Origin of the sequence: uncultured Aquincola sp. (genome assembly GCF_964001545.1) — a bacterium.
Taxonomy (GTDB): Bacteria; Pseudomonadota; Gammaproteobacteria; order Burkholderiales; family Burkholderiaceae_C; genus Aquincola.
This window is the reverse complement of record NZ_CAXFDV010000524.1, coordinates 1-23,291: the sequence shown is the minus strand read 5'-3', so window position 1 is coordinate 23,291 and position 23,291 is coordinate 1. Positions and strand designations below refer to the sequence as shown.

Here is a 23,291-nt window from a genome sequence, read left to right as displayed (position 1 = left end):
GAGTGGGCGATCACCGTCATTTCGACGCCGTTTCTGTCACCTTGAGGGGCACATCCATCAACCGACCGAAGTCCGCAGGCGCCAGCGCGCGCCCGTAGAGCCAGCCTTGCACCGTCAGGCCCGGCTGCGCGGGCAGGCGGTCAAGCTGCCAGGCAGACTCCACGCCCTCCACCACCACCTCCAGGTCCAGGCTGTGCGCCAGTGCGCAGATGCCGCTGAACACCTGGCTGCCTCTTTCGGCGGCCAGGGTGTCGGTGAAGCTCTTGTCCATCTTGATGCCGTCCACCGCAAAGCGGTGCAGGTAGTTGAGCGACGAGTAGCCGGTGCCAAAGTCGTCGATGTGGATGCGTACCCCCGCTCGCCGCAGTTGCTGGATGGCGTCCACCACCACCTGCTCAGCGCCCAGGAAGGTCTCCTCGGTGATCTCGATCACCAGCCTGTCGCCCATCGGCGCGGCCAGCTGCACCATGCGCTCGACCGCCGATGCATGCGTGAAGGTGCAGGGGCTGACGTTGACCGCCACCCGGAAACGCGCCGGCAGCCTGCCTTGCCAGTCGCGCACCTGCGCCGCCACCGCCGACAGCACCCAGAGGTCGAGCTCCGGCAGCAGCGCGGCCTTGCCCAGCACCGCCAGCAGGTCGCCCGGCGGCTGCGCCTGCTGCTGGTCGTCGTGCACGCGCAGCAGGGCTTCGCAGCCCACCAGGTCGCCGGTCAACGGATCGACCTGTGGCTGGTAGTGCACGCACATCGCCCGGTGCTGCAGCTGGGTGAGGCGGTCCATGATGCTGGCGCGGCTGCGATGGACCTCATTGAGGCGCGACACCGGGTCGTCCAGCGCCATGGCCAGCGCCTCGAACCGGTGCCCGAACACCTGCTGCAGGGCCGACTGCGCCGCGGCGTCCTCACCCGCCATTGCACGCTGCCATCGGAGCACAAAAGGCGCATACACCAGCGCACCGGTCAGCACGTTGACGGCCTGCATCACCAGCGGTGCCAGGCTGCCGCCGCCGGCCAGCAACGCGTTCAGCCCCATCGGGCTGTTGAACGGCAGGTCCGTGCGCAGCATCGGCACCAGCCCTGCGCGGGTGGCCGCCCAGGCCAGCAGCAGGTTGCACAGGGGCGCCGCCACGAAGGGCACGACCATGCGCGGATGGAGGATGACCGGCAGCCCGAACAGCAGCAGCTCGTTCACGTTGATGACCGCGGGCGCGACGCTGGCCATCGCGATCACCCGGTGCCGGCGCTGGCGCCCCACCCACAGGATGGCCAGCAGCAACGACGCCGTGGCACCGCTGCCGCCGATGAACACGAACACCCCCAGAAAGCTCTGGTTGACGATGCCCTCGCCCGCACTGGCGGCGGGAATGGCTTCCAGCAGCGGCAGCAGCGCATAAAAACCGTGCACGCCCAGCAACCACAAGGCCGAGTTACCCAGAGCGTAGGCAGCGGCCAGCACTTCGGCCGAGGGTGCGGGTGGCAGCCGAAACAGCTCGGCGACGGCACGCGCCAGCGGCGCGCCGATGGCCAGCAGCAGGCCGAGCCCGCACACCACGCTGGCCACCACGATCAGGCTCGGGAAGATGAGGTTGACCGACTCACCGACGTTGTCGCCGGCCGGCGACTCGCCCGACCACAGCTGCAGCCAGCGACGCTGCACCAGCCAGCCGATCCACGGCACGATGGCCAGCGGCGCCAGCAGCCCCAGCGGCACGGAAAAGGCTTGCGCCGTCGGGCCGGACATCACCAGCAACCGGTCGCACAGCAGGCCGCATGCAAAGCAGACGAAGGCCACCGCCGTGCGGGGCAGCCGCCACTGCAAGGCGCGCACGGCCCCGGTGGCCCCCCACAACGCCAGCGGCAGCGCATCGCGCAGGCCGGTGGCGCCGGCCTCCAGCGCCACGGTGGCCGACCGCGGCGCGCCCGCCAGCCGAAACAGCTCGGCCAGCAGCAGCACGGTCGACAGGACCATCAGGTAGGGCGTCAGCCAGAGCATGCTGTCGCGCAGGGCGCGCGCCGCGTCGGAGCTGCCGAGGTCAGCCACCCGCCGCCAGGTCCGGCCATGCCGCAGGCGGTTGCGCCATCGATGCCAGGTCGCTGCCATCCCACCGTCCCGCCGCGAGCATTGATGGAATTGATAATAGCGACAGACGTGAGAGATTTCACGACCAAACGTGGGAATCCTCGGCGGCCGCCAGCATGGTTCCGCCAAGCGCGTAGCGCCCTTGGGCCCTGGCCTGCAGATCCGGACAAACCCCGATAGGATCGCCGCCCCACGGCACCAATCGATGCCGTTCCCCAATCACTTACAAGTTGCAACCATGGATCTGCTCTCCCTGTTGAAGTGGCGCTATGCCGCCAAGAAGATGAATGCCGCCCAGGCGGTGCCCGCCGACAAGGTCGAGCGCATCGTGGAAGCCGTGCGGCTGTCCGCCAGCTCTTCGGGCCTGCAGCCCTACCAGCTGCTGGTGGTGACCAACCCTGAGGTGCGCGCCCGCATCCAGGCCGTGGCCTGGAACCAGGCACAGATCACCGAGGGCTCGCACCTGCTGGTGTTCGCAGCCTGGGACAACTACACCGCCGACCGCATCAACCAGGCGTTCGACCTGGTGAACGACGAGCGCGGCTTCCGCAATGAAGGCTGGGAGGCCTACCGCCAGAAGGTGCTGGCCAGCTATGTGCCGCGCGACCCTGAGGTGAATCACGCGCACGCCGCGCGCCAGGCCTACATCGGCCTGGGCACCGCCTTGATCGCCGCCGCCGCCGAGGGCGTGGACGCCACGCCGATGGAAGGCTTCGAGCCCGAGAAGGTCGACGAGATCCTGGGCCTGAAGGCCAAGGGCCTGCGCAGCGTCATCCTGCTGCCGCTGGGCTATCGCGCCAGCGAAGGCGACTGGCTGGTGAACCTGAAGAAGGTGCGCCGCGCCCGCGAAAACTTCGTCACCGAAGTGGCCTGACCCGTCGAAGGGGGGGACCCAGGGCCGGCGCCCTGGTCCTGCGGGCCCACGGCCCGTTCGGCTCATGCCTGCGGCAACGCGATCACAGACACGTCAACGGCGCCAGCGACAGTCCGTCCGCCCGCGGCGCCCTCCCAAAACCTGGCTCCGTGGCGAACTCCCCCAGCCCACCAACGCCAGGAGCCCCCCATGAAGGGTCATAGCCACCCCAAGAACGACGTGTCCCTGAACCGTTCAGGGAACGAATCCATCCTTGACGTGATCGACCGTGTCGAGCTCAGCCGCCGCGGCTTCGTGCGCGGCGGTATCAGCGCCGGGGCGCTGGCCGCCGCCGGTGGTCTGTCACTGGGCGGCCTGATGAGCACCGTGCAGGCGGCCACCCTATCGACGCTGACCCAGCCCATCGGCTTCGACAACGTGCCCGCCAATACCCGGGCCCGCAATGTGAGTCTGGGCGGCGCTGCCACGGCCGTGGTGGACCGGCTCACCGTGCCCACCGGCTACACCGCACAGCTGCTGGTGGCCTGGGGCGACCCGATCATGCCCGGTGGCACGGCCTTCGCCGGTGACGCTCGCGAGACCGCAGCCCAACAGGCCCGGCAGTACGGCATGCACACCGACGGCATGCATTTCTTCCCGCTGCAAGGCACCGCCGGCGCCGCACTCAGCGACCGCGGCATCCTGTGCGCCAACAACGAGTACACGCACGAAGACCTGCTCTTCCCGGACGGCCAGGCCGCCGGCTACAGCATCGCCAAGACCCGCAAGTCGCAGGCCGCCCACGGCGTCTCGGTGCTGGAGGTGCGCCGCAGCGCCGGCAAGTGGAGCGTGGTGAAGAACTCGCCCTACGGCCGCCGCATCACCGCCAACACCCTGTGCCGCATCAGTGGTCCGGCCGCCGGCCACGCACTGCTGAAGACCCGCAAGTACACCATCAGCGACAGCGGCAGCACCGACACCGGCCTGCAGTCCGACGGCACGGTGGCCTATGGCACCGTCAACAACTGCGCCAACGGCAGCACGCCCTGGGGCACCTACCTCACCTGCGAAGAGAACTGGAACGGCAACTTCGGTGCACGCTCGCCCCTGCCCGGCACCAACACCGAAATCGGCAAGCTGTACAACCGCTACGGCGTGGTGGCGGCCGGCTTCGGCTACCGCTGGCACGAGACCGACGACCGCTTCGACCTGGCGCAAAACCCGAACGAAGCGAACCTGTTCGGCTGGGTGGTCGAGATCGATCCGATGAACCCGTCAGCCGCGCCGGTCAAGCGCACGGCGCTGGGCCGCTTCAAGCATGAAAGCGCCCAGCATGTGGTGGACGCCGACAACCACGTCGCCCTCTACATGGGCGACGACGAGCGCAACGAGTACATCTACAAGTTCGTCTGCGCCGGCAAGTTCAACCCGACCAACAAGGCCGCCAACCGGGACCTGCTGGACAGCGGCACGCTGTATGTGGCGCGGTTCGCAGCCGATGGCACCGGCACCTGGCTGCCGCTGACGCCGGACTCGGTGGGTGTGAACGGCGTGGCGCTGCGCGACAACCCGAACTTCAGCGGCGCCGACGACGCCGAGGTGCTGGCCAAGATCCTGATCAAGACCCGGATGGCCGCTGACGCCGTGGGCGCCACGATGATGGACCGCCCCGAATGGACCGGCGTGCGCCCGCGCGTGGGTGGCTACAGCGAGATCGAGGTGTACTGCACCCTGACCAACAACAACCGCCGCGGCAGCAGCGCATCGCCCAGCGCCAATGCCATCGACGGCTCGACCACCGCCGCCAGCGCGCGCCCCGCGGTTGATGCGGCCAACCCCCGCGCGGACAACGTCTACGGTCACATCATCCGCTGGCGCGAGCAGGACAAGACGGTCACCGCCACGCGCTTCACCTGGGACCTGTTCGCCCAGGCCGGCGATACCGCCACGGCCAAGTCGCCGGCCAGCCGCTACGTCGGCAACATCAACGACACGCCGGACGGCAGCGCCGACTACGCTGCACCGGACGGCCTGTGGTTCGACCCGTTCGGCCGCCTGTGGGTGCAGACCGACCAGGTGGGCGACGGCAGCGGCGACTTCGTGAACGTCGGCGGCAACATGATGGTGTGTGCCGATCCGGCCACCGGCCAGACGCGCCGCTTCCTCACCGGCCCCAACAAGTGCGAGGTCACCGGCATCACGATGACGCCGGACGGCAAGACCCTGTTCGTCGGCATCCAGCACCCGGGTGAAGACGCGCTCTACACCAACCCCACCCAGTTCTCCAACTGGCCGCAGAACCAGTGGTCGGTGGAAGCCGACGGCGTCACGCCGCTGCCGGCGGGTCGCCCGCGCTCAGCCGTGGTGGTGATCACCAAGGACAACGGCGGAATCATCGGCACCTGAGGCGCCGCCCCACTTTTCGATCAAGGAGATTCCATGAAACTGCAACTGATCGCCGCGGCCGCCCTGGTCGCCGTCGCCGCATTGCCCGTGCAGGCCGCGCTCGTCACCGACGCGGCGGCCATCGCCGGCCCGCAGCTGACGGTCGACTTTGAAGCCTTCGACGGCCTGCTGACCAGCGGCCCCGTCACCGTGGGCACCGGCATCGTGTTCACCGGCGACAGCCAGGCCGAACTAGGCGCCAACAACCGCGTGCTGTACGACAACGGCCTGTGGGGCGTGGGCAACTTCTTCGCCGCAGGCGGCACCTCGGGCGAGCTGCGCTTCACCTTCACCAACGGCCTGTCCAGTGGTGCCGGCGCCTTCGTCAACCATGCCGCTTTCGACGCGCTGGCCGACCTGTACGGCACCGCCCCGCTGAGCGTGGAAGTCACGGCCTACGGCGACAACAGCCTCATCATCGAGACCCACGCCTTCGTCGTCGACACCGCTGCCGATGGCTACAACGAAGGCCAGTTCCTGGGCATCGTGCGCGCGCAGGCCGACATCCGCTCCATCGCCTTCAAGGGCGTGGGCGTGGTGGCGGACAACCTGACCGTCACCACGCCGGTGCCGGAGCCCGAGAGCTACGCCCTGATGCTGGCCGGCCTGGGCGTGCTGGGTCTGCTGTCGAACCGCCGTCTGCGCCAGTCGCGCGGCTGATCGCAGCACCGGGGCGTCGAACTGGCGCCCCGGTTTTGGGTGCGGCAAGGGTGCCCGGCGACCGGCATGAGCAATGAAAAAGCCCCTGGTGCTTGCACAGCACCAGGGGCCCCTCACAGACTCTGCGGTCAGCAGCGCCGGCGCATCACATGTGGTCGATCATCACCTGACCGAAGCCCGAGCACGACACCTGGGTCGCGCCTTCCATCAGGCGGGCGAAGTCGTACGTCACCTTCTTCGACGCGATGGACTTTTCCATCGAGCTGATGATCAGGTCGGCCGCTTCGGTCCAGCCCATGTGGCGCAGCATCATTTCGGCCGACAGGATTTCGGAACCGGGGTTCACGTAGTCCTTGCCAGCGTACTTCGGTGCGGTGCCGTGGGTGGCTTCGAACATCGCGACCGAGTCGCTCAGGTTGGCGCCCGGGGCGATGCCGATGCCGCCCACTTGCGCGGCCAGCGCGTCAGAGACGTAGTCGCCGTTCAGGTTCAGCGTGGCGATCACCGAGTACTCGGCCGGGCGCAGCAGGATCTGTTGCAGGAAGGCGTCGGCGATGGAGTCCTTGACCACGATGTCCTTGCCGGTCTTCGGGTTCTTGAACTTGCACCACGGGCCGCCGTCGATCAGCTCGGCGCCGAATTCCTTCTGTGCCAGCGCGTAGGCCCAGTCACGGAAGCCACCTTCGGTGAACTTCATGATGTTGCCCTTGTGCACGATAGTGACGCTGGGCTTGTCGTTGTCGATGGCGTACTGGATGGCCTTGCGCACCAGGCGCTCGGTGCCTTCCTTCGACACCGGCTTGATGCCGATGCCCGAAGTGTTCGGGAAGCGGATCTTCTTGACGCCGAACTCTTCCTGCAGGAACTTGATCAGCTTCTTGGCCTTGTCGCTCTCGGCTTCGAACTCGATGCCGGCGTAGATGTCTTCCGAGTTCTCACGGAAGATGACCATGTTGGTCTTTTCCGGTTCCTTCACGGGGCTGGGCACGCCCTTGAAGTACTGGATGGGCCGCAGGCAGACGTACAGGTCGAGCTCCTGGCGCAGCGCCACGTTCAGGCTGCGGATGCCACCGCCCACGGGCGTGGTCAGCGGGCCCTTGATCGACACGACGTAGTCGCGCACGGCGTGCAGGGTTTCTTCCGGCAGCCACACGTCGGGGCCGTACACCTTGGTCGACTTCTCGCCGGCGTACACCTCCATCCAGTGGATCTTCTTCTTGCCGCCGTAGGCCTTGGCCACCGCAGCGTCCACCACCTTGAGCATCACGGGGGTGATGTCGAAGCCCGTGCCGTCGCCCTCGATGTAGGGAATGATCGGCTCGTCGGGCACATTGAGCGAGAAGTCCGCATTGACGGTGATCTTCTGGCCACCCGTGGGCACTTGGATGTGCTGGTACATGAAAAGGGGCTCCGGTATTGAAAACAGGGAGGGAAACTCGCGAACGATTCTAGTTCAGCCGCTCTGTCAACCACGGTTTGCGGGACAGCAATCCAGCCTCGCTACCATGGCGCATCGACAGACCGCCATGGGACTTTGACCGATGAAGCTGACAACAAGGGCAGCGGTTGCGCTGACGCTGGCCGCCAGCGCCGCCGCGTGGGCGCAGGACGCACCGCAGCGCCTGCCCAGCATCCCGCTGAACGCGGGCATGTACAACATCAAGGCCGAAGTGGCCCAGACCGAGGAGCAGCGCCAGATCGGGCTGATGCACCGCAAGGAGATGCCGGCCACCGACGGCATGCTGTTTGTGTTCGAGCAGCGCGCCACCCGCTGCTTCTGGATGAAGAACACGCTGCTGCCGCTGTCCATCGCCTTCCTGGCCGATGACGGAACGGTGGTGAACATCGCCGACATGCAGCCGCAGAAGCTGGACAGCCATTGCTCCGAGCAGCCGGTTCGCTACGCGCTGGAGATGAACCAGGGTTGGTTCGCCAAGCGTGGCATCAAGCCGGGCTCCAAGATCTCGGGCGCGCCGTTCCGCAAATGAAAAAGCCGCCCGAGGGCGGCTTTTTGCAGAACGGATCGCGCTGGATCAGTTGCTGGCGGCCGAAGCAGCGGTAGCAGCAGCCGAAGCGGCGTCGGCAGCGGCCGAAGCAGCGTCAGCGGCGGCCGGGGCAGCAGCGGGGGCCGGAGCCGGGGCTTCCACAGGAGCCGGGGCGGGGGCCGGAGCTTCTTCCTTCTTGCCGCAAGCGGTCAGGGCAACGCCAGCAAACAGGGCAGCCAACAGGAGCGATTTGTTCATTTGTGTCCTCGAATCTGTATGTCGAACAATTACTGGTCATGGGGCGAACAGAACTGCACGCCACCCAAGACAAGGAACGCTCGAGCTGTCCCTTTGTCTAGCCCGCAAGTATACGAGGAGTAAGGGAGTTCCCTAGAGACCGGTCGGGTACCGAGTGCAGGCAACCACCGAACGTTGCGAAATTGCCTCAACCGTGATGTATCTGACCGCTGTCGGGCGTTCATGCCTCAAGCCGCAGGGGCAAAACACGAGCCCGCGCGTGCTTTGCCTCGCCTGCGCCCCTCAACTGGCCACGCGCACCCAGCCCGCCTGCGCCCATTCCGACAGCAAACCGACGGCTTCAGCACTCAAACGGGCGACATCTGCCGCGCCCAGGTGCCGATCGTCCGCCAGGCGGCGCATCAGACGGGCATCACGGCCGCCGGCGCGAAAGCTCTCGCCGTTGATGAAAACATGCTGGTCGTCGTAGAGCATTTTGCTGCGCGCGTCGAGTTCGATGGCAACGCCTGCCGCCAGGGCCTGCCCGGGCTCGAACCAGACCGAGCGCTTGGGCTCGCTCAAGTTTTCCCCGACCGCCATGGCCAAGGCTTGAGGATCGGCCAGCCATTCGCGCACGGCCTGGGCCGCGAAATCGGCCAGCGCCGGCGGCACCCGACCTGGCTCGTTGGTGGCCGGCTGCGTGGGGTCGCGGTACAGCCGCGTTTGCCGCGGGTCTTCGTCGTCGGCGCCATCGGCGGCGATGTCGGCCAGCCGCTGCAGCAGCTCGCGCGCCATCTCGCCGCGGCTGGGGGCGCGAAAGCCGATCGAGCAGGTCATGCACTCGCCGCCTTCGGCCACGCCGTCGTGGCCCCACATCGGCGGCAGGTACAGCATGTCGCCGGGCTCCAGCACCCATTCCTGCTGCGGCTCGAAGTTCGCCAGGATCTTCAATGGCACGCCGTCCACCAGCGTGCGGTCGGCCACCGGGCCGATGCGCCAGCGTCGCCGGCCCTGCACCTGCAGCAGGAACACGTCGTACGAATCGAGGTGGGGGCCCACGCCGCCGCCTTCGGTGGCGTAGGAGATCATCAGGTCGTCCAGCCGCGCCTCGGGCACGAAGCGGAAGCGGCTGAGCAATTCGTGCGCGGCGGGCACATGCAGGTCCAGGCCTTGCACCAACAGGGTCCAGCCGGGCGTTTTCAGCGGTGGCAGCGCGGTGCGGGCGATGGGGCCGTGGCGCAGCTTCCAGGCCATCTTGCCGCGGGCCGTGGGCTGGGGCTGGTGCACGATGAGGCGCGACTCGACCTCTTCGCGCGCGGCCAGCTCGAAGGCCTGCGAGCGGGTGACGGGCGGCACCACGCCGGGCACCGCCTGGCGGATGAGCAGCGGCTTCTTGTGCCAGTGGCGGCGCATGAATTGCGCGGGAGACAGGCCGCCCAGCAGCGGCAGAGCTTGATCGATGAGCATCGGCGGATTGTCGCCGCCGGCCGCCGGCGCCCTGGGCAGGTTGTGACATCATCCTGCGATGCTGATCAACGCCCCTTGCGTCGTCTCCCTGACCTGGAGACTCGCCGACACCCAAGGCCAGGCCATCGACGAACTGAATGAGCCGGTCGAATTTTTCTTTGGCGGTGACGACCTGCTGCCCAAGGTGGAAGAAGCCCTCGCCGGCCAGGCCGAAGGCTACGAAGTGCATCTGCACCTGGAGCCCGAACATGCCTTCGGCGACTATGACGCCGACCTGGTGTGCTTCGAAGACCGCGCGCTGTTCCCCGACGAGGTGGAGCCGGGCATGCAGTTCGAAGGCTTGCCCGAAGGCGCCACCACGCCCGACATGCCGGGCGACGCCATCTACACCGTGACCGAGGTCTACCCCTCGCAGGTGGTGCTGGACGCCAACCATCCGCTGGCCGGCATCGCGCTGCGCCTGCACCTGACGGTGCGCGGCGTGCGTGCCGCGACCGAAGACGAGATCGAGGCCGGCAGCGTCAATGAGTCGTCGGCCTTCAGCGTGCTGGCCTCGGCGCCACCGGCGCCAGGCCTCCACTGAACACAGGCACCAGACCCGCTCAGGCCGTACCAGTCGACCCGAACCCGCCGGTGCCCCGCTCGCTGGCGTCGAAACTTTCGACGCGGCGGAAGCTGGCCTGCACCACCGGCACGATGACCATCTGCGCGATGCGCTCCATCGGCTGCACGGTGTAGGCCTGCTGGCCGCGGTTCCAGCAGCTCACCATCAACGGGCCCTGGTAGTCGCTGTCGATCAGGCCCACCAGGTTGCCCAGCACGATGCCGTGCTTGTGGCCCAGGCCCGAGCGCGGCAGCAGCATCGCGGCCAGCCCCGGGTCGGCGATGTGGATGGACAGGCCGGTGGGAATGAGGGCGGCCTGCCCCGGCTCCAGCACCAGCGGTGCGTCCAGGCAGGCGCGCAAATCCAGCCCCGCGCTGCCGGGAGTGGCGTAGGCGGGCATCTGCTCGGCCATGCGGGCGTCGAGCACTTTCACATCGATGACGGTCATGCGGGGGCGTGTGGCTGGCCGAGGCGGCCGGCGATCTCGCCCACCAGGGCGCGGGCCAGCGTCAGCTTGTCGGCGTGGGGAATGTCGTGGTGGCCGTTTTCGTCCACCAGCAGCAGTGCATTGTCGTCGCGGCCGAAGGTGGCCGGCCCCAGGTTGCCGACGATCAGCGGGATGTTCTTGCGCAGCCGCTTCTCGCTGGCGTGCTGCAGCAGTTGCTCGCTCTCGGCGGCAAAGCCCACGCAGTAGGGCCGCTGCGGCAGTGCCGCCACCGCAGCCAGGATGTCGGGGTTCTCGGTCAGCGCCAGCGTGGGCACGCGGCGGTCGCCCTGCTTCTTGATCTTGTGGTCGGCGGTGGTGTCGGGCCGCCAGTCGGCCACCGCGGCGGTGGCGATGAACACGTCGTGCTGCGGCGCCAGCGGCAGCACCGCGGCCTGCATCTGGCGGGCGGTCTGCACGTCCAGCCGGGCCACGCCGCGCGGCGTGGGCAGGTGCACCGGTCCGGCCACCAGCGTGACCTGGGCGCCCGCCTCCTGCGCGGCGCGGGCCAGCGCGAAGCCCATCTTGCCGCTGGAATGGTTGGTGATGCCGCGCACCGGGTCGATGGGCTCGAAGGTGGGCCCGGCGGTGATGAGCACGCGGCGGCCGGCCAGCAGCTTGGGCTGGAAGAACGCGATCATCGCCTCGCACAGCTCCACCGCTTCCAGCATGCGGCCATCGCCCACTTCGCCGCAGGCCTGGTCGCCGGCGCCGGGGCCCAGCAGCGTGGCGCCGTCGGCCACCAGCTGGCGCACGTTGCGCTGGGTGGCCGGGTGGGCCCACATCTCGCGGTTCATGGCCGGGGCCACCAGCAGCGGGCAGCGATCGATGGGGCGCGCCAGGCAGGCCAGGCTCAGCAGGTCGTCGGCCCGGCCCTGCACCAGCTTGGCGATGAAGTCGGCGCTGGCCGGGGCAATGAGCATCGCATCCGCCTCACGGGTGAGGTTGATGTGCGCCATGTTATTGGGCTCGCGCGCGTCCCACTGGCTGGTGACCACAGGCCGGTTGGACAGCGCCTGCATCGTCACCGGGGTGATGAAGTGCTCGGCGGCTTCGGTCATCACCACCTGCACGGTGGCCCCGGCGCGCGACAGCTCGCGCACCAGTTCGGCCGACTTGTAGCTGGCGATGCCGCCGGACAGCCCCAGCAGGATGTGGCGGCCGGCAAGGTCTTGGCGTTCAGGCATGGGCGCACTGTAGCCGCTGGGCCCATTGTCACGCCGTCACGTGCCCTTGGGGAAGAAGACCACGTCCGGCAGATCCTGGAAATGCGCGTCGCAGGTCAGCAGGTCCGCGCCGGCGTGACGCGCCGTGGCGTAGACGATGGCGTCGGCGGTCGCCAGCTTGTGTTCGCGGTGCAGGTCCGCCGCCAGCAAAGCAATCGCGGTGTCCAGCGGCACCACGACGCACTTCCGCGTGTAGGCCATCACCTGATCGGCCTCGTCCTCACCGACTTCACGAACCAGCCACTTCGAGAGTTCGAGCTGCACGATCGTAGGCACGACGCATTGCGTCTGGTCGGGAAACTGCTTGACGAGCCTCTTGCCCAAGGCGCTGCCGGCCAGCCACTCGATCCAGGCCGAGGTGTCGACCACACGCGCAGCCGCCATCAGAAGCGGTCCGCCCGATCACGGTAGTCTTCCTTCCGCGCGCCCTTGGCGATGCCGGCCAGTTGCGCCAGCTCGGGCACGGGCATCAAAAGCACGCCCTTGCCCTTGGGGATGAAGACGAACTCCTGCCCCGCCTGCCAGTGCTGTTCCTCGCGCACGGACTTGGGAACGGAGATCTGGAACTTGCTGGACAAGGTGGCGGTGGCGGTCATGTTCTTACCCCGATCGCATCGATGACGATGGGGTAAGAATACAGCGCGCCCGCCAGCCGCGCCAGCGCGGACCTGACGACGGTCTTCTCCGAGACGGCCTCAGTCCCGCCGGGCCGCCCCAAGGGTCTGAGATCCCCCTCGGGGGGACGCGAGCGCAGCGAGCTTGGGGGCGAACCTCAGTCCCGCCGGGCCGCCCCAAGGGACTGAGCGCCCCCCTGGGGGGCAGCGAGCAAAGCGAGCTTGGGGGCCACCTCAGACCCGCTCAGCCACCCAGCCGCGCACCGATTGCAGCGCGCCGGCCAGCTTGCTGGCGTCGGTGCCGCCGGCCATGGCCATGTCGGGCTTGCCGCCGCCCTTGCCGCCCACCTGCTGGGCGACGAAGTTCACCAGCTCGCCGGCCTTGACCTTGCCCACGCTGTCGGCGGTGACACCGGCGGCCAGCTGCACCTTGTCGCCGTCCACCGCGGCCAGCACGATGGCGGCGGTCTTGAGCTTGTCCTTGAGCTTGTCCATGGTCTCGCGCAGCGTCTTGGCGTCAGCGCCTTCCAGCCGCGCGGCCAGCACCTTCAGGCCGTTGATGTCCACCGCCTGCGACATCAGCTCGTCGCCCTGCGCCGAAGCCAGCTTGCCCTTGAGCGCGGCCAGCTCCTTCTCCAGGCTGCGCACCTGGTCGAGCACCGCATTCACGCGCGTGCCCACTTCGGTGGGCGTCACCTTGAGCGTGGCGGCCAGGCGGTCGACGGTGTGCTCCAGGCCTTGCAGATAGGCCAGCGCGTTGTCGCCGGTCACGGCTTCCACGCGGCGGATGCCGGCGGCCACGCCGCTTTCGGCGACGATCTTGAACAGGCCGATGTCGCCGGTGCGGCGCACGTGGGTGCCGCCGCACAGCTCGCGGCTGCTGCCGATGTCCAGCACGCGCACGGTGTCGCCGTACTTCTCGCCGAACAGCATCATCGCGCCCAGCTTCTGCGCTTCTTCGATGCCCATGCTGCGGGCCTGCGTGTCGGCATTGGCCAGGATCTCGGCATTGACGATGGCCTCGACCTGCGCAATCTGCTCGGCCGTCAGCGGCGCGTTGTGCGCGAAGTCGAAGCGCGTGCGGTCGGCGGTGACCAGCGAGCCCTTCTGCTGCACATGGCTGCCCAGCACCTCGCGCAGGGCCTTGTGCATCAGGTGGGTGGCGCTGTGGTTGCGGATGGTCTTGGCGCGGCGCTCGGCATCGACACGGGCGGTGAGCACGTCGCCCACCTTGATCTCGCCTTCGACGATGCGGCCATGGTGGCCGTACACGTCGGCCTGGATCTTCAGCGTGTCTTCCACCAGCACGCGGCTGGTGGCGTTGCGCAGCTCGCCGGTGTCGCCATGCTGGCCGCCGCTTTCGGCGTAGAACGGCGTGTGGTCGAGCACGATCACCGCGTCGTCACCGGCGCGGGCCGAGTCCACCGGCGTGCCGTCCACGTACACCGCCGTGACGGTGGCCGTTTCGTGCAGCAGCACGTCGTAGCCGTGGAAGGTGGTGGGCGCGCCGCTGTACTCCAGGCCGGCCTGCATCTTGAACTTGCCGGCGGCGCGCGCCTGCTCGCGCTGGCGGCTCATCGCGGCGTCGAAGCCGGCGTTGTCCACCGACAGGCCACGCTCGCGGCAGACGTCGGCCGTCAGGTCGAGCGGAAAGCCGTAGGTGTCGTGCAGCTTGAAGGCCAGTTCGCCATCCAGTGCGCCGCCGCCCTGGGCCTGCAGCTTGGCCAGCGCCGTATCCAGGATTTCCATGCCGTTGGCGATGGTCTGGAAGAAGCGCTCTTCCTCCTGCTTCAGCACCTCGGTGATGCGGGCCTGCTGCTGGCGCAGCTCGGGGTAGGGCTCGCCCATCTGCTCGACCAGCGCGGGCACCAGGGTGTGGAAGAAGGGCTTGCGGGCGCCCAGCTTGTAACCATGGCGGATGCCGCGGCGGGCGATGCGGCGCAGCACGTAGCCGCGGCCTTCATTGCCGGGGATCACGCCATCGGCCACGGTGAAGGAGCAGGCGCGGATGTGGTCGGCGATGACCTTCAGGCTCGGGCTGTTCTGGTCACAGCCGCCGGCACCGGCGGCGCTGGCGCCGGGCCGCCCCAAGCCAGCGTCAGCCCCCTCGGGGGGTAGCGACGCCGCGCCAGCGGCTAGCTTGGGGGCCGCATGATCCACGGCCTGCTTGGCCGCGGCCAGCAGCGCCACGAAGAGATCGATCTCGTAGTTGCTGTGCACATGCTGCAGCACCGCGGTCACGCGCTCCAGGCCCATGCCGGTGTCGACGCTGGGCTTGGGCAGCGGATGCATCACACCGTCTTCGGTGCGGTTGAACTGCATGAAGACGTTGTTCCAGATCTCGATGTAACGGTCGCCGTCTTCATCGGGGCTGCCCGGGGGGCCACCGGCGATCTCCGGGCCGTGGTCGTAGAAGATCTCGGTGCACGGGCCGCAGGGGCCGGTGTCGCCCATCATCCAGAAGTTGTCGGACATGTAGCGGCCGCCCTTGTTGTCGCCGATGCGCACGATGCGCTCGGCGGGCACGCCCACCACCTTGTTCCAGATCTCGTAGGCCTCGTCGTCCTCGGAGTAGACGGTGACCCAGAGCTTGTCCTTGGGCAGCTTGAAATGCTCGGTCAGCAGCTCCCAGGCGTAACTGATCGCGTCCTTCTTGAAGTAGTCGCCGAAGCTGAAGTTGCCCAGCATCTCGAAGAAGGTGTGGTGGCGCGCGGTGTAGCCGACGTTTTCCAGGTCGTTGTGCTTGCCGCCGGCGCGGATGCACTTCTGCGCGGTGGTGGCACGGCTGTACGGCCGCTTGTCGAAGCCCAGGAACACGTCCTTGAACTGGTTCATGCCGGCGTTGGTGAACAGCAGCGTCGGATCGTCGCCCGGCACCACCGGGCTGGAGGCCACGATGGTGTGCCCCTTCGATTCAAAGAACTTCAGGAACGTGGCGCGGATGTCGGAGGCTTTCATCTTGTAAATTTTATCCGTTCAGGCGGCAGCGCCCGGGTGGTGGAGTCGTATCTGCTGGTCGAGGAAACGGTAGAGCCGTTCGTCGTCGCTGAAGGCGACGTTGAAGCGCAGCCAGCCGGTGGGCCGCGGCTCGGCCAGGAACAGGTGGCCGGGGCCCAGCAGGATGCCCATCGTGGCCGCCTGCTGCGACAGCTCGATGCAATCGGTCAGGTCGGGGTGGCGGGCCCACAGGTACATGCCGGCCTTGGGTTCGCTGAACAGCTCGAAGCCCAGTTCGGTGAGGCGCCGGGCCACGCCCTCGTGCGCCTGTGCCAGCCGGTCGCGCAGGCTTTTCAGGTGCTTGCGCCAGCGGCCTTCGCACAGCGCGCCGAAGGCCAGGCGCTCGGTGATGTCGGACGAGGTCAAGCCCGAGACCATCTTCAGCTGCGCCAGGTCCTCCAGCAGCTCGCCACGCGCGGCCAGGTAGCCCACGCGGATGTTGGGCGAGATGGTCTTGGAATAGCTGCCCACGTACACCACCCGCCGCAACTGGTCCAGGCTGGCCAGCGAGGGGCGCTGCTCGGGGTCGAGGTCGGCGTAGATGTCGTTTTCCACCACCGTCAGGCCGTGCTGGTCGGCCAGCTTGAGCAGCTGGAACAGCTGCGCCACCGGCGCGACCGAGTTGGTGGGGCTTTGCAGCCGCGGCTGGGTGAAAAACACCTTGGGCCGGTGCGCCACCAGCAGCTCCTCGAAGGCGGCCAGGTCGTAGCCGCCCGGCGCACGCGGCACGCCCACCAGCCGCGCGCCCAGAAAGCGCAGCATGAACATCAGGTTGGGGTAGCCGGGGTCGTCCACCATCACCGTGTCGCCGGGGCGCACCAGGCCGCGCGCCACCAGGTCGAAGGCCTGGCTGGAGCCCTGGGTGAGCAGGATCTGCCCGGCGGTGGCCGTCACCTCGCGCTCGGCCAGCGATTCGGCGATCAGCACCCGCAGCGCCATGTGGCCGTGCGGCAGGCCGTAGCCGCCCAGCTCCACGCCTTCGCTGGCCAGCTGGCGCAGGCTGCGGCGCACGCCTTCTTCGAACAGCCAGCCATTGGGCAGCCAGCCGCAGCCGGGCCTGAGTTCGAGGTTGCGGCTCTCGAAGATGTGGCGCAGGTACCAGCGCGCGTCGAAGCGCAGGTCGGCGCTCTCGGGCTCGGCCTGCGCCGGCGCGGCGGCGTCGGTGGCGCGGCGCTTGACGAAAAAGCCCGCGTTGGAGCGCGATACCACCCAGCCCTGGGCCACCAGGCGGTCGTAGGCTTCCACCACGGTGAAGACGCTGATGGAATGCGCCGCCGCCAGCGCGCGGATGGAGGGCAGCTTGGCGCCGCCGCGCAGCGTCTGCTCGGTGATCAGTTGCCGGAAGCCGTCGACGATCTGCGTGACCAGCGGCGTTCGCGATTCAGGATTCAGGGTGATCACGGTGCACCGTATTGGGGACAGTGTGTATGGGGCGTACCGCCAGCACAGTGCTCTGCCGACGATGACACGATGTACATGGTATTCGCCGCGGGCCGTGCCTAAAGTCACGCACACCCCCCGCCCTGCTGCGAGAAGACCATGCACAGCGAACCCGACCTGATCACGTCCCTGGCGCAGCCCGCCGCCACCAACGCGGCCCTGATGGCCCGCCGCCGCGCCGCCGTGCCGCGCGGCGTGGGCCAGGCGCACGAGATCTTCATCGCCCGCGCCGAGAACGCCGAGTTCTGGGACGTGGAAGGCAAGCGCTACATCGACTTCGCCGGCGGCATCGCGGTGCTGAACACCGGCCACTGCCACCCGCGCATCATCGAGGCGGTCAAGGCCCAACTCGACCTGTACACCCACACCTGCTTCCAGGTGGTGGCCTACGAACCCTACGTGGAACTGGCTGAGCGCCTGGCCGCGCTGGCCCCGGGCGAAGGCGCCAAGAAGACGCTGTTCCTGTCCACCGGCGCCGAGGCGGTGGAAAACGCCGTCAAGATCGCCCGCAGCTACACCAAGCGGCCGGGCGTCATTGCGTTTACCGGCGGCTACCACGGCCGCACCGTGATGACGCTGGGCCTGACCGGCAAGGTGGCCCCGTACAAGACCGGCTTCGGCCCCTTCCCGGGCGAGGTGTTCCATGCCCTCTTCCCCAACCCGCTGCACGGCGTGAGCGTGGAAGACGCGCTGGCTTCGGTGGCGCTGCTGTTCAAGAACGACATCGAGCCCGAGCGCGTGGCGGCCTTCATCGTCGAGCCGGTGCAGGGCGAAGGCGGCTTCTACGAGGCACCGGCCGCCTTCGTGGCCGGGCTGCGCGCGCTGGCCGACCAGCACGGCATCTTGCTGATCGCCGACGAGGTGCAGACCGGCGCCGGCCGCACCGGGACCTGGTTCGCGTGCGAGCAATGGCCGGTGGCGCCCGACCTGATCACCAGCGCCAAGTCGATGGCCGGCGGCTTCCCGATCTCCGCCGTCATCGGCCGCGCCGACGTGATGGACGCACCCGGCCCCGGCGGCCTGGGCGGCACCTATGCCGGCAGCCCGATCGGCTGCGCCGCCGCGCTGGCGGTGCTGGAAGTGTTCGAGCAGGAGCAACTGCTGCAGCGCAGCCAGGCGCTGGGCGAGCGACTGCGCGCCGGCCTGCGCGCCATCGCGGCCAAGGTGCCGGCGGTGGTGGACGTGCGCGGCCTGGGCGCCATGGTGGCGCTGGAGCTGGGCAAGGACGGCGACGTGCACCAGCCCGACGCCGACCTGACCGCCCGCGTGGTGCGCGAAGCCGCCCGCCGCGGCTTGGTGCTGCTGTCCTGCGGCAGCTACGGCAACGTGATCCGCATCCTGGTGCCGCTGACCGCGTCGGACGCGCTGATCGACGAAGGCCTGCAGGTGCTGGCCGACAGCTTCGCCGCCGTGGCTTGAACATCGCCATGACCACCCTCGCCGAACCCCCCGCCGCCAGCCAGGCCGCGCCCGCCGGCGGCCTGCGCGCCGCCACCTTCCCTGCCGAGCCGCTGGTCAGCTTTGTCGGCGTGCAAAAGACCTACGACGGCGTGAACCTGGTGGTGCGCAAGCTCGACCTGGACATCCGCCGCGGCGAGTTCCTGACGCTGCTGGGCCCCTCGGGCTCGGGCAAGACCACCACGCTGATGATGCTGGCCGGCTTCGAGTCGCCCACCGCCGGCGAGATCCTGCTCGACCGCAAGCCCATCACCCGCACCCCGCCGCACAAGCGCAATTTCGGCATGGTGTTCCAGAACTACGCGCTGTTTCCGCACATGACGGTGGGCGACAACGTGGCCTACCCGCTGACGGTGCGCCGTGTACCCAAAGCCGAGCAGGCCCAGCGGGTGGAGCGGGCGCTGACCATGGTGCGGCTGCAGGGCATGGCGGGCCGCTACCCGTCGCAGCTGTCGGGTGGCCAGCAGCAGCGCGTGGCCCTGGCCCGCGCACTGGTGTTCGAGCCGCAGCTGGTGCTGATGGACGAACCGCTGGGCGCGCTCGACAAGCAGCTGCGCGAGCACATGCAGATCGAGCTGAAGGAGTTGCATAGACAACTCGGCGTCACCTTCGTCTTCGTCACCCACGACCAGGGCGAGGCGCTGACCATGAGCGACCGGGTGGCGGTGTTCAACAACGGCGTCATCCAGCAGATCGCCCCGGCCGACACCATGTACGAGCAGCCGGCCAACCGCTTCGTGGCCAGCTTCATCGGCGACGGCACCATGCTGCCGGCCACGCTGCGCACCACCGGCGCCGATGGCCGTGGCGATCGCTGCAGTGCGGTGATGGCCGACGGCACGGTGCTCACCGGCATCAACGTCAATGCCGCGACACAGGGCGCCGAGGTGATGGTGGGCATCCGCCCCGAACGCATCGGGGTGCATGCCGCACCGCCCGCAGGCGGTGCCGCCAACCTGCTGCGCGCCCAGGTGCGCAGCATCGTGTACTTCGGCGACCACCTGCGGCTGCTGTGCGGCGTGGGCGCCGACGGCCGGCATGAGGCCGCCGTCAAGCTGCCGCTGTCCGCGCCCGCGGTGCCGGCCGCGGGCGACCACGTCTGGCTCGAATTCCCGCAGGCGCTGACCCGCGTCTACGCCTGAGCCCGCACTCCTTCCTTCCCCGTTCGACCACCGAGAACTGCACCATGCAACTGAAGACCCTCGTCCTCGCCCTGTCCGCGCTGTGCGCCCTGCCGGCGCTGGCCCAGCAGCAGATCACCGTCGTCAACTTCGGCGGCGCCAATGCCAACGCGCAGAAGAAGGCCTACTACGAGCCCTTCGAGAAGGCCACCGGCACCAAGGTCATCGCGGTGGAATACAACGGTGAGCAGGCCAAGGTCAAGGCCATGGTCGAGACCAAGAAGGTCACCTGGGACGTGGTGGAGGTCGAATCGCCCGACGTGGCCCGCGGCTGCGACGAAGGCCTGTTCGAGAAGATGGACTACAGCAAGCTGGGCGGCAAGGAGAGCTTCCTGCCCGCCGCGGTGAGCGAATGCGGCGTGGGCGTGTTCGTCTGGTCCACGGTGATGGCCTGGAACGGCGACAAGCTCAAGGACGGCCCCAAGACCTGGGCCGACTTCTGGGACACCAAGAAATTCCCGGGCAAGCGCGGCATGCGCAAGGGCGCGCGCTACAACCTCGAATTCGCGCTGATGGCCGATGGCGTGAAGTCGGCCGACGTGTACAAGGTGCTGGGCACCAAGGAAGGCGCCGAGCGCGCCTTCAAGAAGCTGACAGAGCTCAAGCCCGCCATCCAGTGGTGGGAAGCCGGCGCCCAGCCGCCGCAGTTCCTGGTGGCCGGCGACGTGGTGATGAGCACCGTCTACAACGGCCGCATCGACGCCGCCAACCGCGAAGGCAAGAACCTCAAGATCGGCTGGACCGGCGGCATCTACGACCTGGACCACTGGGTGATCCCCAAGGGCGCGCCCAACAAGGAAGCGTCGATGAAGTTCATCGCCTTCGCCACCACGGCCGACGCGCAGGCCGAGTACGCGAAGAACATCGCCTACGGTCCCACCAACACCAAGGCGATGGCCAAGCTGGACGCCGGCGTGCAGGCCAACCTGCCCACCTCGGCCGCCAACGCCAAGGACGCGCTGCAGTTCAACTTCAAGTTCTGGGCCGACCAGGGCGAGGACCTGGAAAAGCGCTTCGCCGCCTGGTCCACCAACTGAACCGGTAGCCCCGCATGACCGCCTCCGCCCTGCCGCTGACCGGCCCCGCCGATCCCCGATCGCTGCAGCGGCAGCTGGCGCGGGCCGGTCGGCAGCGCAAGCTGCGCGCCTTCGCGCTCACCTTGCCGCTGCTCATCTTTTTGCTGCTCACCTTCCTGGTGCCGATCGCCGGGCTGCTCAAGCGCGCGGCCGAAAACCCGGAGGTGGCCAATGCGCTGCCCCGCACCGTGGCCGCGCTGGACGGCTGGAGCCGCGAAGGCACGCCGCCCGAGGCGGCCTTCGCGGCGATGGCGGCCGACCTGGCCGCCCTGCCCGACCGCTCGGATGCCGGCGCGCTGGCGCGCCGGCTCAACAGCGCCGAGCCGGGCGCCCGCTCGCTGGTGATGAACACCTACAAGGCGATGCCGCTGCCCGCCGGCAGCAACGCCCGCACCGAACTGCTGGCGCTGGACGAGCGCTGGAGCGAAGCCAAGTACTGGCAGGCCATTGCCAAGAACGGCGAGCGCTGGACGCCCGACTACCTGCTGGCTTCGGTCGACCTGCAGCGCGATGCCAACGGCCACATCGAGCGCATGGCGCCCGAGCAGCGCGCTTTCGGCGGCATCCTGCTGCGCACCTTCCAGATCAGCCTGGTGGTCACGCTGCTGTGCCTGCTGCTGGGCTACCCGCTGGCCTACTGGCTCAGCACGCTCAGTGCCCGCCAGGCCAACCTGCTGATGATCCTGGTGCTGGTGCCCTTCTGGACCAGCATCCTGGTGCGCATGGCCGCCTGGATCGTGCTGCTGCAGTCCGAAGGCCTGGTCAACCATGCGCTGGCAGCGCTGCACCTGATCGACAAGCCGCTGCAGCTGCTGTTCAACCGCACCGGCGTGCTGGTGTCGATGACGCACATCCTGCTGCCCTTCATGATCCTGCCGCTGTACAGCGTGATGAAGAGCGTGCCGCCCACCTACCAGCGCGCTGCGGTGTCGATGGGCAGCACGCCGCTGGCCGCCTTCTTCCGGGTGTACGTGCCGCAGACCTACCCCGGCATCGGCGCCGGCGGGCTGCTGGTGTTCATCCTGGCCATCGGCTACTACGTGACGCCGGCGCTGTTGGGCGGCCCCGACGACCAGATGCTGAGCTACTACATCGCCCAGTACACCAACGTGAACGTGAACTGGGGCATGGCCTGCGCGCTGGGCGCGATGCTGCTGGCCGCCACGCTCGTGCTGTATGCGGTGTACCGCCGCATCACCAAGTCTGAACTGAGCCTGGGTTGACCATGAAGCTGCTGCCCGACTTTCCCGCCTACGCCACGCCGCTCGACAAGGCCGGCTGGTGGGGGCTGCGCCTCTTCTGCGTGGCGGTGCTGGTGTATCTGCTGGCGCCCATCCTGGTGATCATGCCGCTGTCGTTCAGCGACAGCTCCTTCCTCGTCTACCCGATCCACGGCTGGTCGCTCAAGTGGTACGAGAACCTCTTCGCCTCTGAAGAATGGGCCCGCGCCGCGAAGAACAGCTTCATCGTGGCCCCTGCGGCCACTCTGATCGCCACCGTGCTGGGCACCACCGCCGCGGTGGGGCTGGCGCGCACCAGCTTTCCGTTCAAGGGGCTCTTGATGAGCCTGCTGATCGCGCCGATGGTGGTGCCCATCGTGGTGGTGGGCGTCAGCACCTACCTGTTCTTCGCGCCGCTGGGCCTGGCCGACAGCTATGTGGGCCTGATCGTCGTGCATGCCGCGCTGGGTGCGCCGTTTGTGCTCACCACCGTGCTGGCCACGCTGCAGGGCTTCGACCACAACCTGGTGCGCGCCAGCCTGGGCCTGGGCGAAACGCCGATGCGCACCTTCTTCCGCATCACGCTGCCGGTCATCGCGCCGGGCGTGATCTCGGGCGCGCTGTTCGCGTTTGCCACTTCGTTCGATGAAGTGGTGGTAGCGCTGTTCCTGGCCGGACCCGAACAGCTGACCCTGCCACGGCAGATGTTCAACGGCATCCGCGAGAACATCTCGCCCACCATCGCCGCGGTGGCCACGCTGCTGATCCTGTTCACCACCTCGCTGCTGGGTGTGCTGGAGTGGATCCGCGGCCGCCGCGCTTGAGCAGTCTGACGATGAGCGACTCCTTTAACCAGCCGCTGGGCGGCAATGCGATGCCGCGCTTCGGCGGCCTGGCCAGCATGATGCGGCTGCCCATGGCCACCAGCCCCGTGGGCCTGAACGCCGCCTTCATCGGCGTGCCGCTGGACATCGGCACCAGCCACCGGCCGGGCACCCGCTTCGGCCCGCGGCAGATCCGCGCCGAATCGGCGCTGATCCGGCCCTACAACATGGCCACCGGCGCCGCGCCCTTCGACAGCCTGCAGGTGGCCGACCTGGGCGACGTGCCCATCAACACCTACTCGCTGACCAAGTCGGTGGACCTCATCACCGACTTCTACCGCCCGGTGCTGGCCGCCGGCTGCATACCGCTGACGCTCGGCGGCGACCACACCATCGCGCTGCCCATTCTGCGCACCATGGCCGAGCGCCATGGCCCGGTG

General features: G+C 68.4%; 20 protein-coding genes. 11 read left to right on the top strand and 9 right to left on the bottom strand.

All coding sequences use genetic code 11. The annotated features are described in order from the left end of the window. Positions 1 to 16: 16 nt before the first annotated feature. The gene (locus tag ABNT58_RS17960; protein ID WP_348754813.1) at positions 17 to 2,041 is read right to left on the bottom strand and encodes an EAL domain-containing protein; all 2,025 of its coding nucleotides are present in this window, start codon (positions 2,039 to 2,041) and stop codon (positions 17 to 19) included. 277 nt (positions 2,042 to 2,318) lie between these two features. Here ABNT58_RS17960 and ABNT58_RS17955 point away from each other — a divergent pair, with 277 nt between their 5' ends. From ABNT58_RS17955 to ABNT58_RS17945, 3 genes are all read left to right on the top strand, one after another. Further along, positions 2,319 to 2,954 carry an NAD(P)H-dependent oxidoreductase gene (locus tag ABNT58_RS17955; protein ID WP_348754812.1) on the top strand — a complete coding sequence of 212 codons (636 nt, stop codon included), beginning with the start codon at positions 2,319 to 2,321 and terminating at the stop codon, positions 2,952 to 2,954. 189 nt (positions 2,955 to 3,143) lie between these two features. Next, entirely contained in the window at positions 3,144 to 5,339 is a 2,196-nt protein-coding gene (locus ABNT58_RS17950; protein WP_348754811.1) for a PhoX family phosphatase, read from the top strand. A 33-nt stretch (positions 5,340 to 5,372) separates the two neighbouring features. Further along, a complete protein-coding gene (locus ABNT58_RS17945; protein WP_348754810.1) occupies positions 5,373 to 6,038 on the top strand; it encodes a PEP-CTERM sorting domain-containing protein in 666 nt (221 codons plus the stop codon). Between the two features lie 145 nt (positions 6,039 to 6,183). Here ABNT58_RS17945 and icd read toward each other — a convergent pair whose 3' ends face one another. Further along, positions 6,184 to 7,437 (bottom strand): NADP-dependent isocitrate dehydrogenase, encoded by a 1,254-nt coding sequence (icd, locus tag ABNT58_RS17940; RefSeq protein ID WP_348754809.1) that lies wholly within the window; start codon positions 7,435 to 7,437, stop codon positions 6,184 to 6,186. Positions 7,438 to 7,579: 142 nt separating this feature from the next. On the opposite strand from icd, the gene ABNT58_RS17935 reads away from it, so the two are divergent. Continuing rightward, on the top strand, positions 7,580 to 8,026 hold the full coding sequence (locus ABNT58_RS17935) for a DUF192 domain-containing protein (RefSeq protein WP_348754808.1): 447 nt from the start codon (positions 7,580 to 7,582) through the stop codon (positions 8,024 to 8,026). A 537-nt stretch (positions 8,027 to 8,563) separates the two neighbouring features. Here ABNT58_RS17935 and ABNT58_RS17930 read toward each other — a convergent pair. After that, complete coding sequence (locus ABNT58_RS17930; protein WP_348754807.1) at positions 8,564 to 9,727, bottom strand: cupin domain-containing protein; 1,164 nt, start codon at positions 9,725 to 9,727, stop codon at positions 8,564 to 8,566. A gap of 58 nt (positions 9,728 to 9,785) precedes the next feature. Between ABNT58_RS17930 and ABNT58_RS17925 the strand changes: the two genes are divergently transcribed. Next, positions 9,786 to 10,310, top strand: coding sequence for a peptidylprolyl isomerase (locus ABNT58_RS17925; RefSeq protein WP_348754806.1), 525 nt, complete (start codon positions 9,786 to 9,788; stop codon positions 10,308 to 10,310). Positions 10,311 to 10,329: 19 nt separating this feature from the next. On the opposite strand, the gene dut is transcribed toward ABNT58_RS17925, so the two are convergent. The 6 genes from dut to ABNT58_RS17895 form a co-directional block, all read right to left on the bottom strand. Beyond that, on the bottom strand, positions 10,330 to 10,779 hold the full coding sequence (gene dut / locus ABNT58_RS17920) for a dUTP diphosphatase (protein ID WP_348754805.1): 450 nt from the start codon (positions 10,777 to 10,779) through the stop codon (positions 10,330 to 10,332). Further along, positions 10,776 to 12,002 carry a bifunctional phosphopantothenoylcysteine decarboxylase/phosphopantothenate--cysteine ligase CoaBC gene (gene coaBC / locus ABNT58_RS17915; protein ID WP_348754804.1) on the bottom strand — a complete coding sequence of 409 codons (1,227 nt, stop codon included), beginning with the start codon at positions 12,000 to 12,002 and terminating at the stop codon, positions 10,776 to 10,778. Before coaBC ends, dut begins: the two co-directional genes overlap by 4 nt. A gap of 36 nt (positions 12,003 to 12,038) precedes the next feature. Further along, entirely contained in the window at positions 12,039 to 12,410 is a 372-nt protein-coding gene (locus tag ABNT58_RS17910) for a type II toxin-antitoxin system VapC family toxin (protein ID WP_348754803.1), read from the bottom strand. 14 nt (positions 12,411 to 12,424) lie between these two features. After that, positions 12,425 to 12,637 (bottom strand): AbrB/MazE/SpoVT family DNA-binding domain-containing protein, encoded by a 213-nt coding sequence (locus tag ABNT58_RS17905; RefSeq protein WP_348754802.1) that lies wholly within the window; start codon positions 12,635 to 12,637, stop codon positions 12,425 to 12,427. Positions 12,638 to 12,889: 252 nt separating this feature from the next. Next, positions 12,890 to 15,613, bottom strand: a complete 2,724-nt coding sequence (gene alaS, locus ABNT58_RS17900) for an alanine--tRNA ligase (protein ID WP_348754801.1) — start codon at positions 15,611 to 15,613, stop codon at positions 12,890 to 12,892. An 18-nt stretch (positions 15,614 to 15,631) separates the two neighbouring features. Then, positions 15,632 to 17,053 carry a PLP-dependent aminotransferase family protein gene (locus ABNT58_RS17895; RefSeq protein ID WP_348754800.1) on the bottom strand — a complete coding sequence of 474 codons (1,422 nt, stop codon included), beginning with the start codon at positions 17,051 to 17,053 and terminating at the stop codon, positions 15,632 to 15,634. Between the two features lie 138 nt (positions 17,054 to 17,191). Here ABNT58_RS17895 and gabT point away from each other — a divergent pair, with 138 nt between their 5' ends. From gabT to ABNT58_RS17865, 6 genes are all read left to right on the top strand, one after another. Further along, positions 17,192 to 18,511 (top strand): 4-aminobutyrate--2-oxoglutarate transaminase, encoded by a 1,320-nt coding sequence (gabT, locus tag ABNT58_RS17890; protein ID WP_348754799.1) that lies wholly within the window; start codon positions 17,192 to 17,194, stop codon positions 18,509 to 18,511. An 8-nt stretch (positions 18,512 to 18,519) separates the two neighbouring features. Next, positions 18,520 to 19,692, top strand: coding sequence for an ABC transporter ATP-binding protein (locus ABNT58_RS17885; RefSeq protein WP_348754798.1), 1,173 nt, complete (start codon positions 18,520 to 18,522; stop codon positions 19,690 to 19,692). 44 nt (positions 19,693 to 19,736) lie between these two features. Then, on the top strand, positions 19,737 to 20,768 hold the full coding sequence (locus ABNT58_RS17880; protein WP_348754797.1) for an ABC transporter substrate-binding protein: 1,032 nt from the start codon (positions 19,737 to 19,739) through the stop codon (positions 20,766 to 20,768). 14 nt (positions 20,769 to 20,782) lie between these two features. Then, entirely contained in the window at positions 20,783 to 22,030 is a 1,248-nt protein-coding gene (locus ABNT58_RS17875) for an ABC transporter permease (RefSeq protein WP_348754796.1), read from the top strand. Between the two features lie 2 nt (positions 22,031 to 22,032). Continuing rightward, on the top strand, positions 22,033 to 22,851 hold the full coding sequence (locus ABNT58_RS17870) for an ABC transporter permease (RefSeq protein ID WP_348754795.1): 819 nt from the start codon (positions 22,033 to 22,035) through the stop codon (positions 22,849 to 22,851). 11 nt (positions 22,852 to 22,862) lie between these two features. Beyond that, on the top strand, positions 22,863 to 23,291 hold a 429-nt coding region (locus ABNT58_RS17865; protein ID WP_348754794.1), incomplete at its 3' end, for an arginase family protein.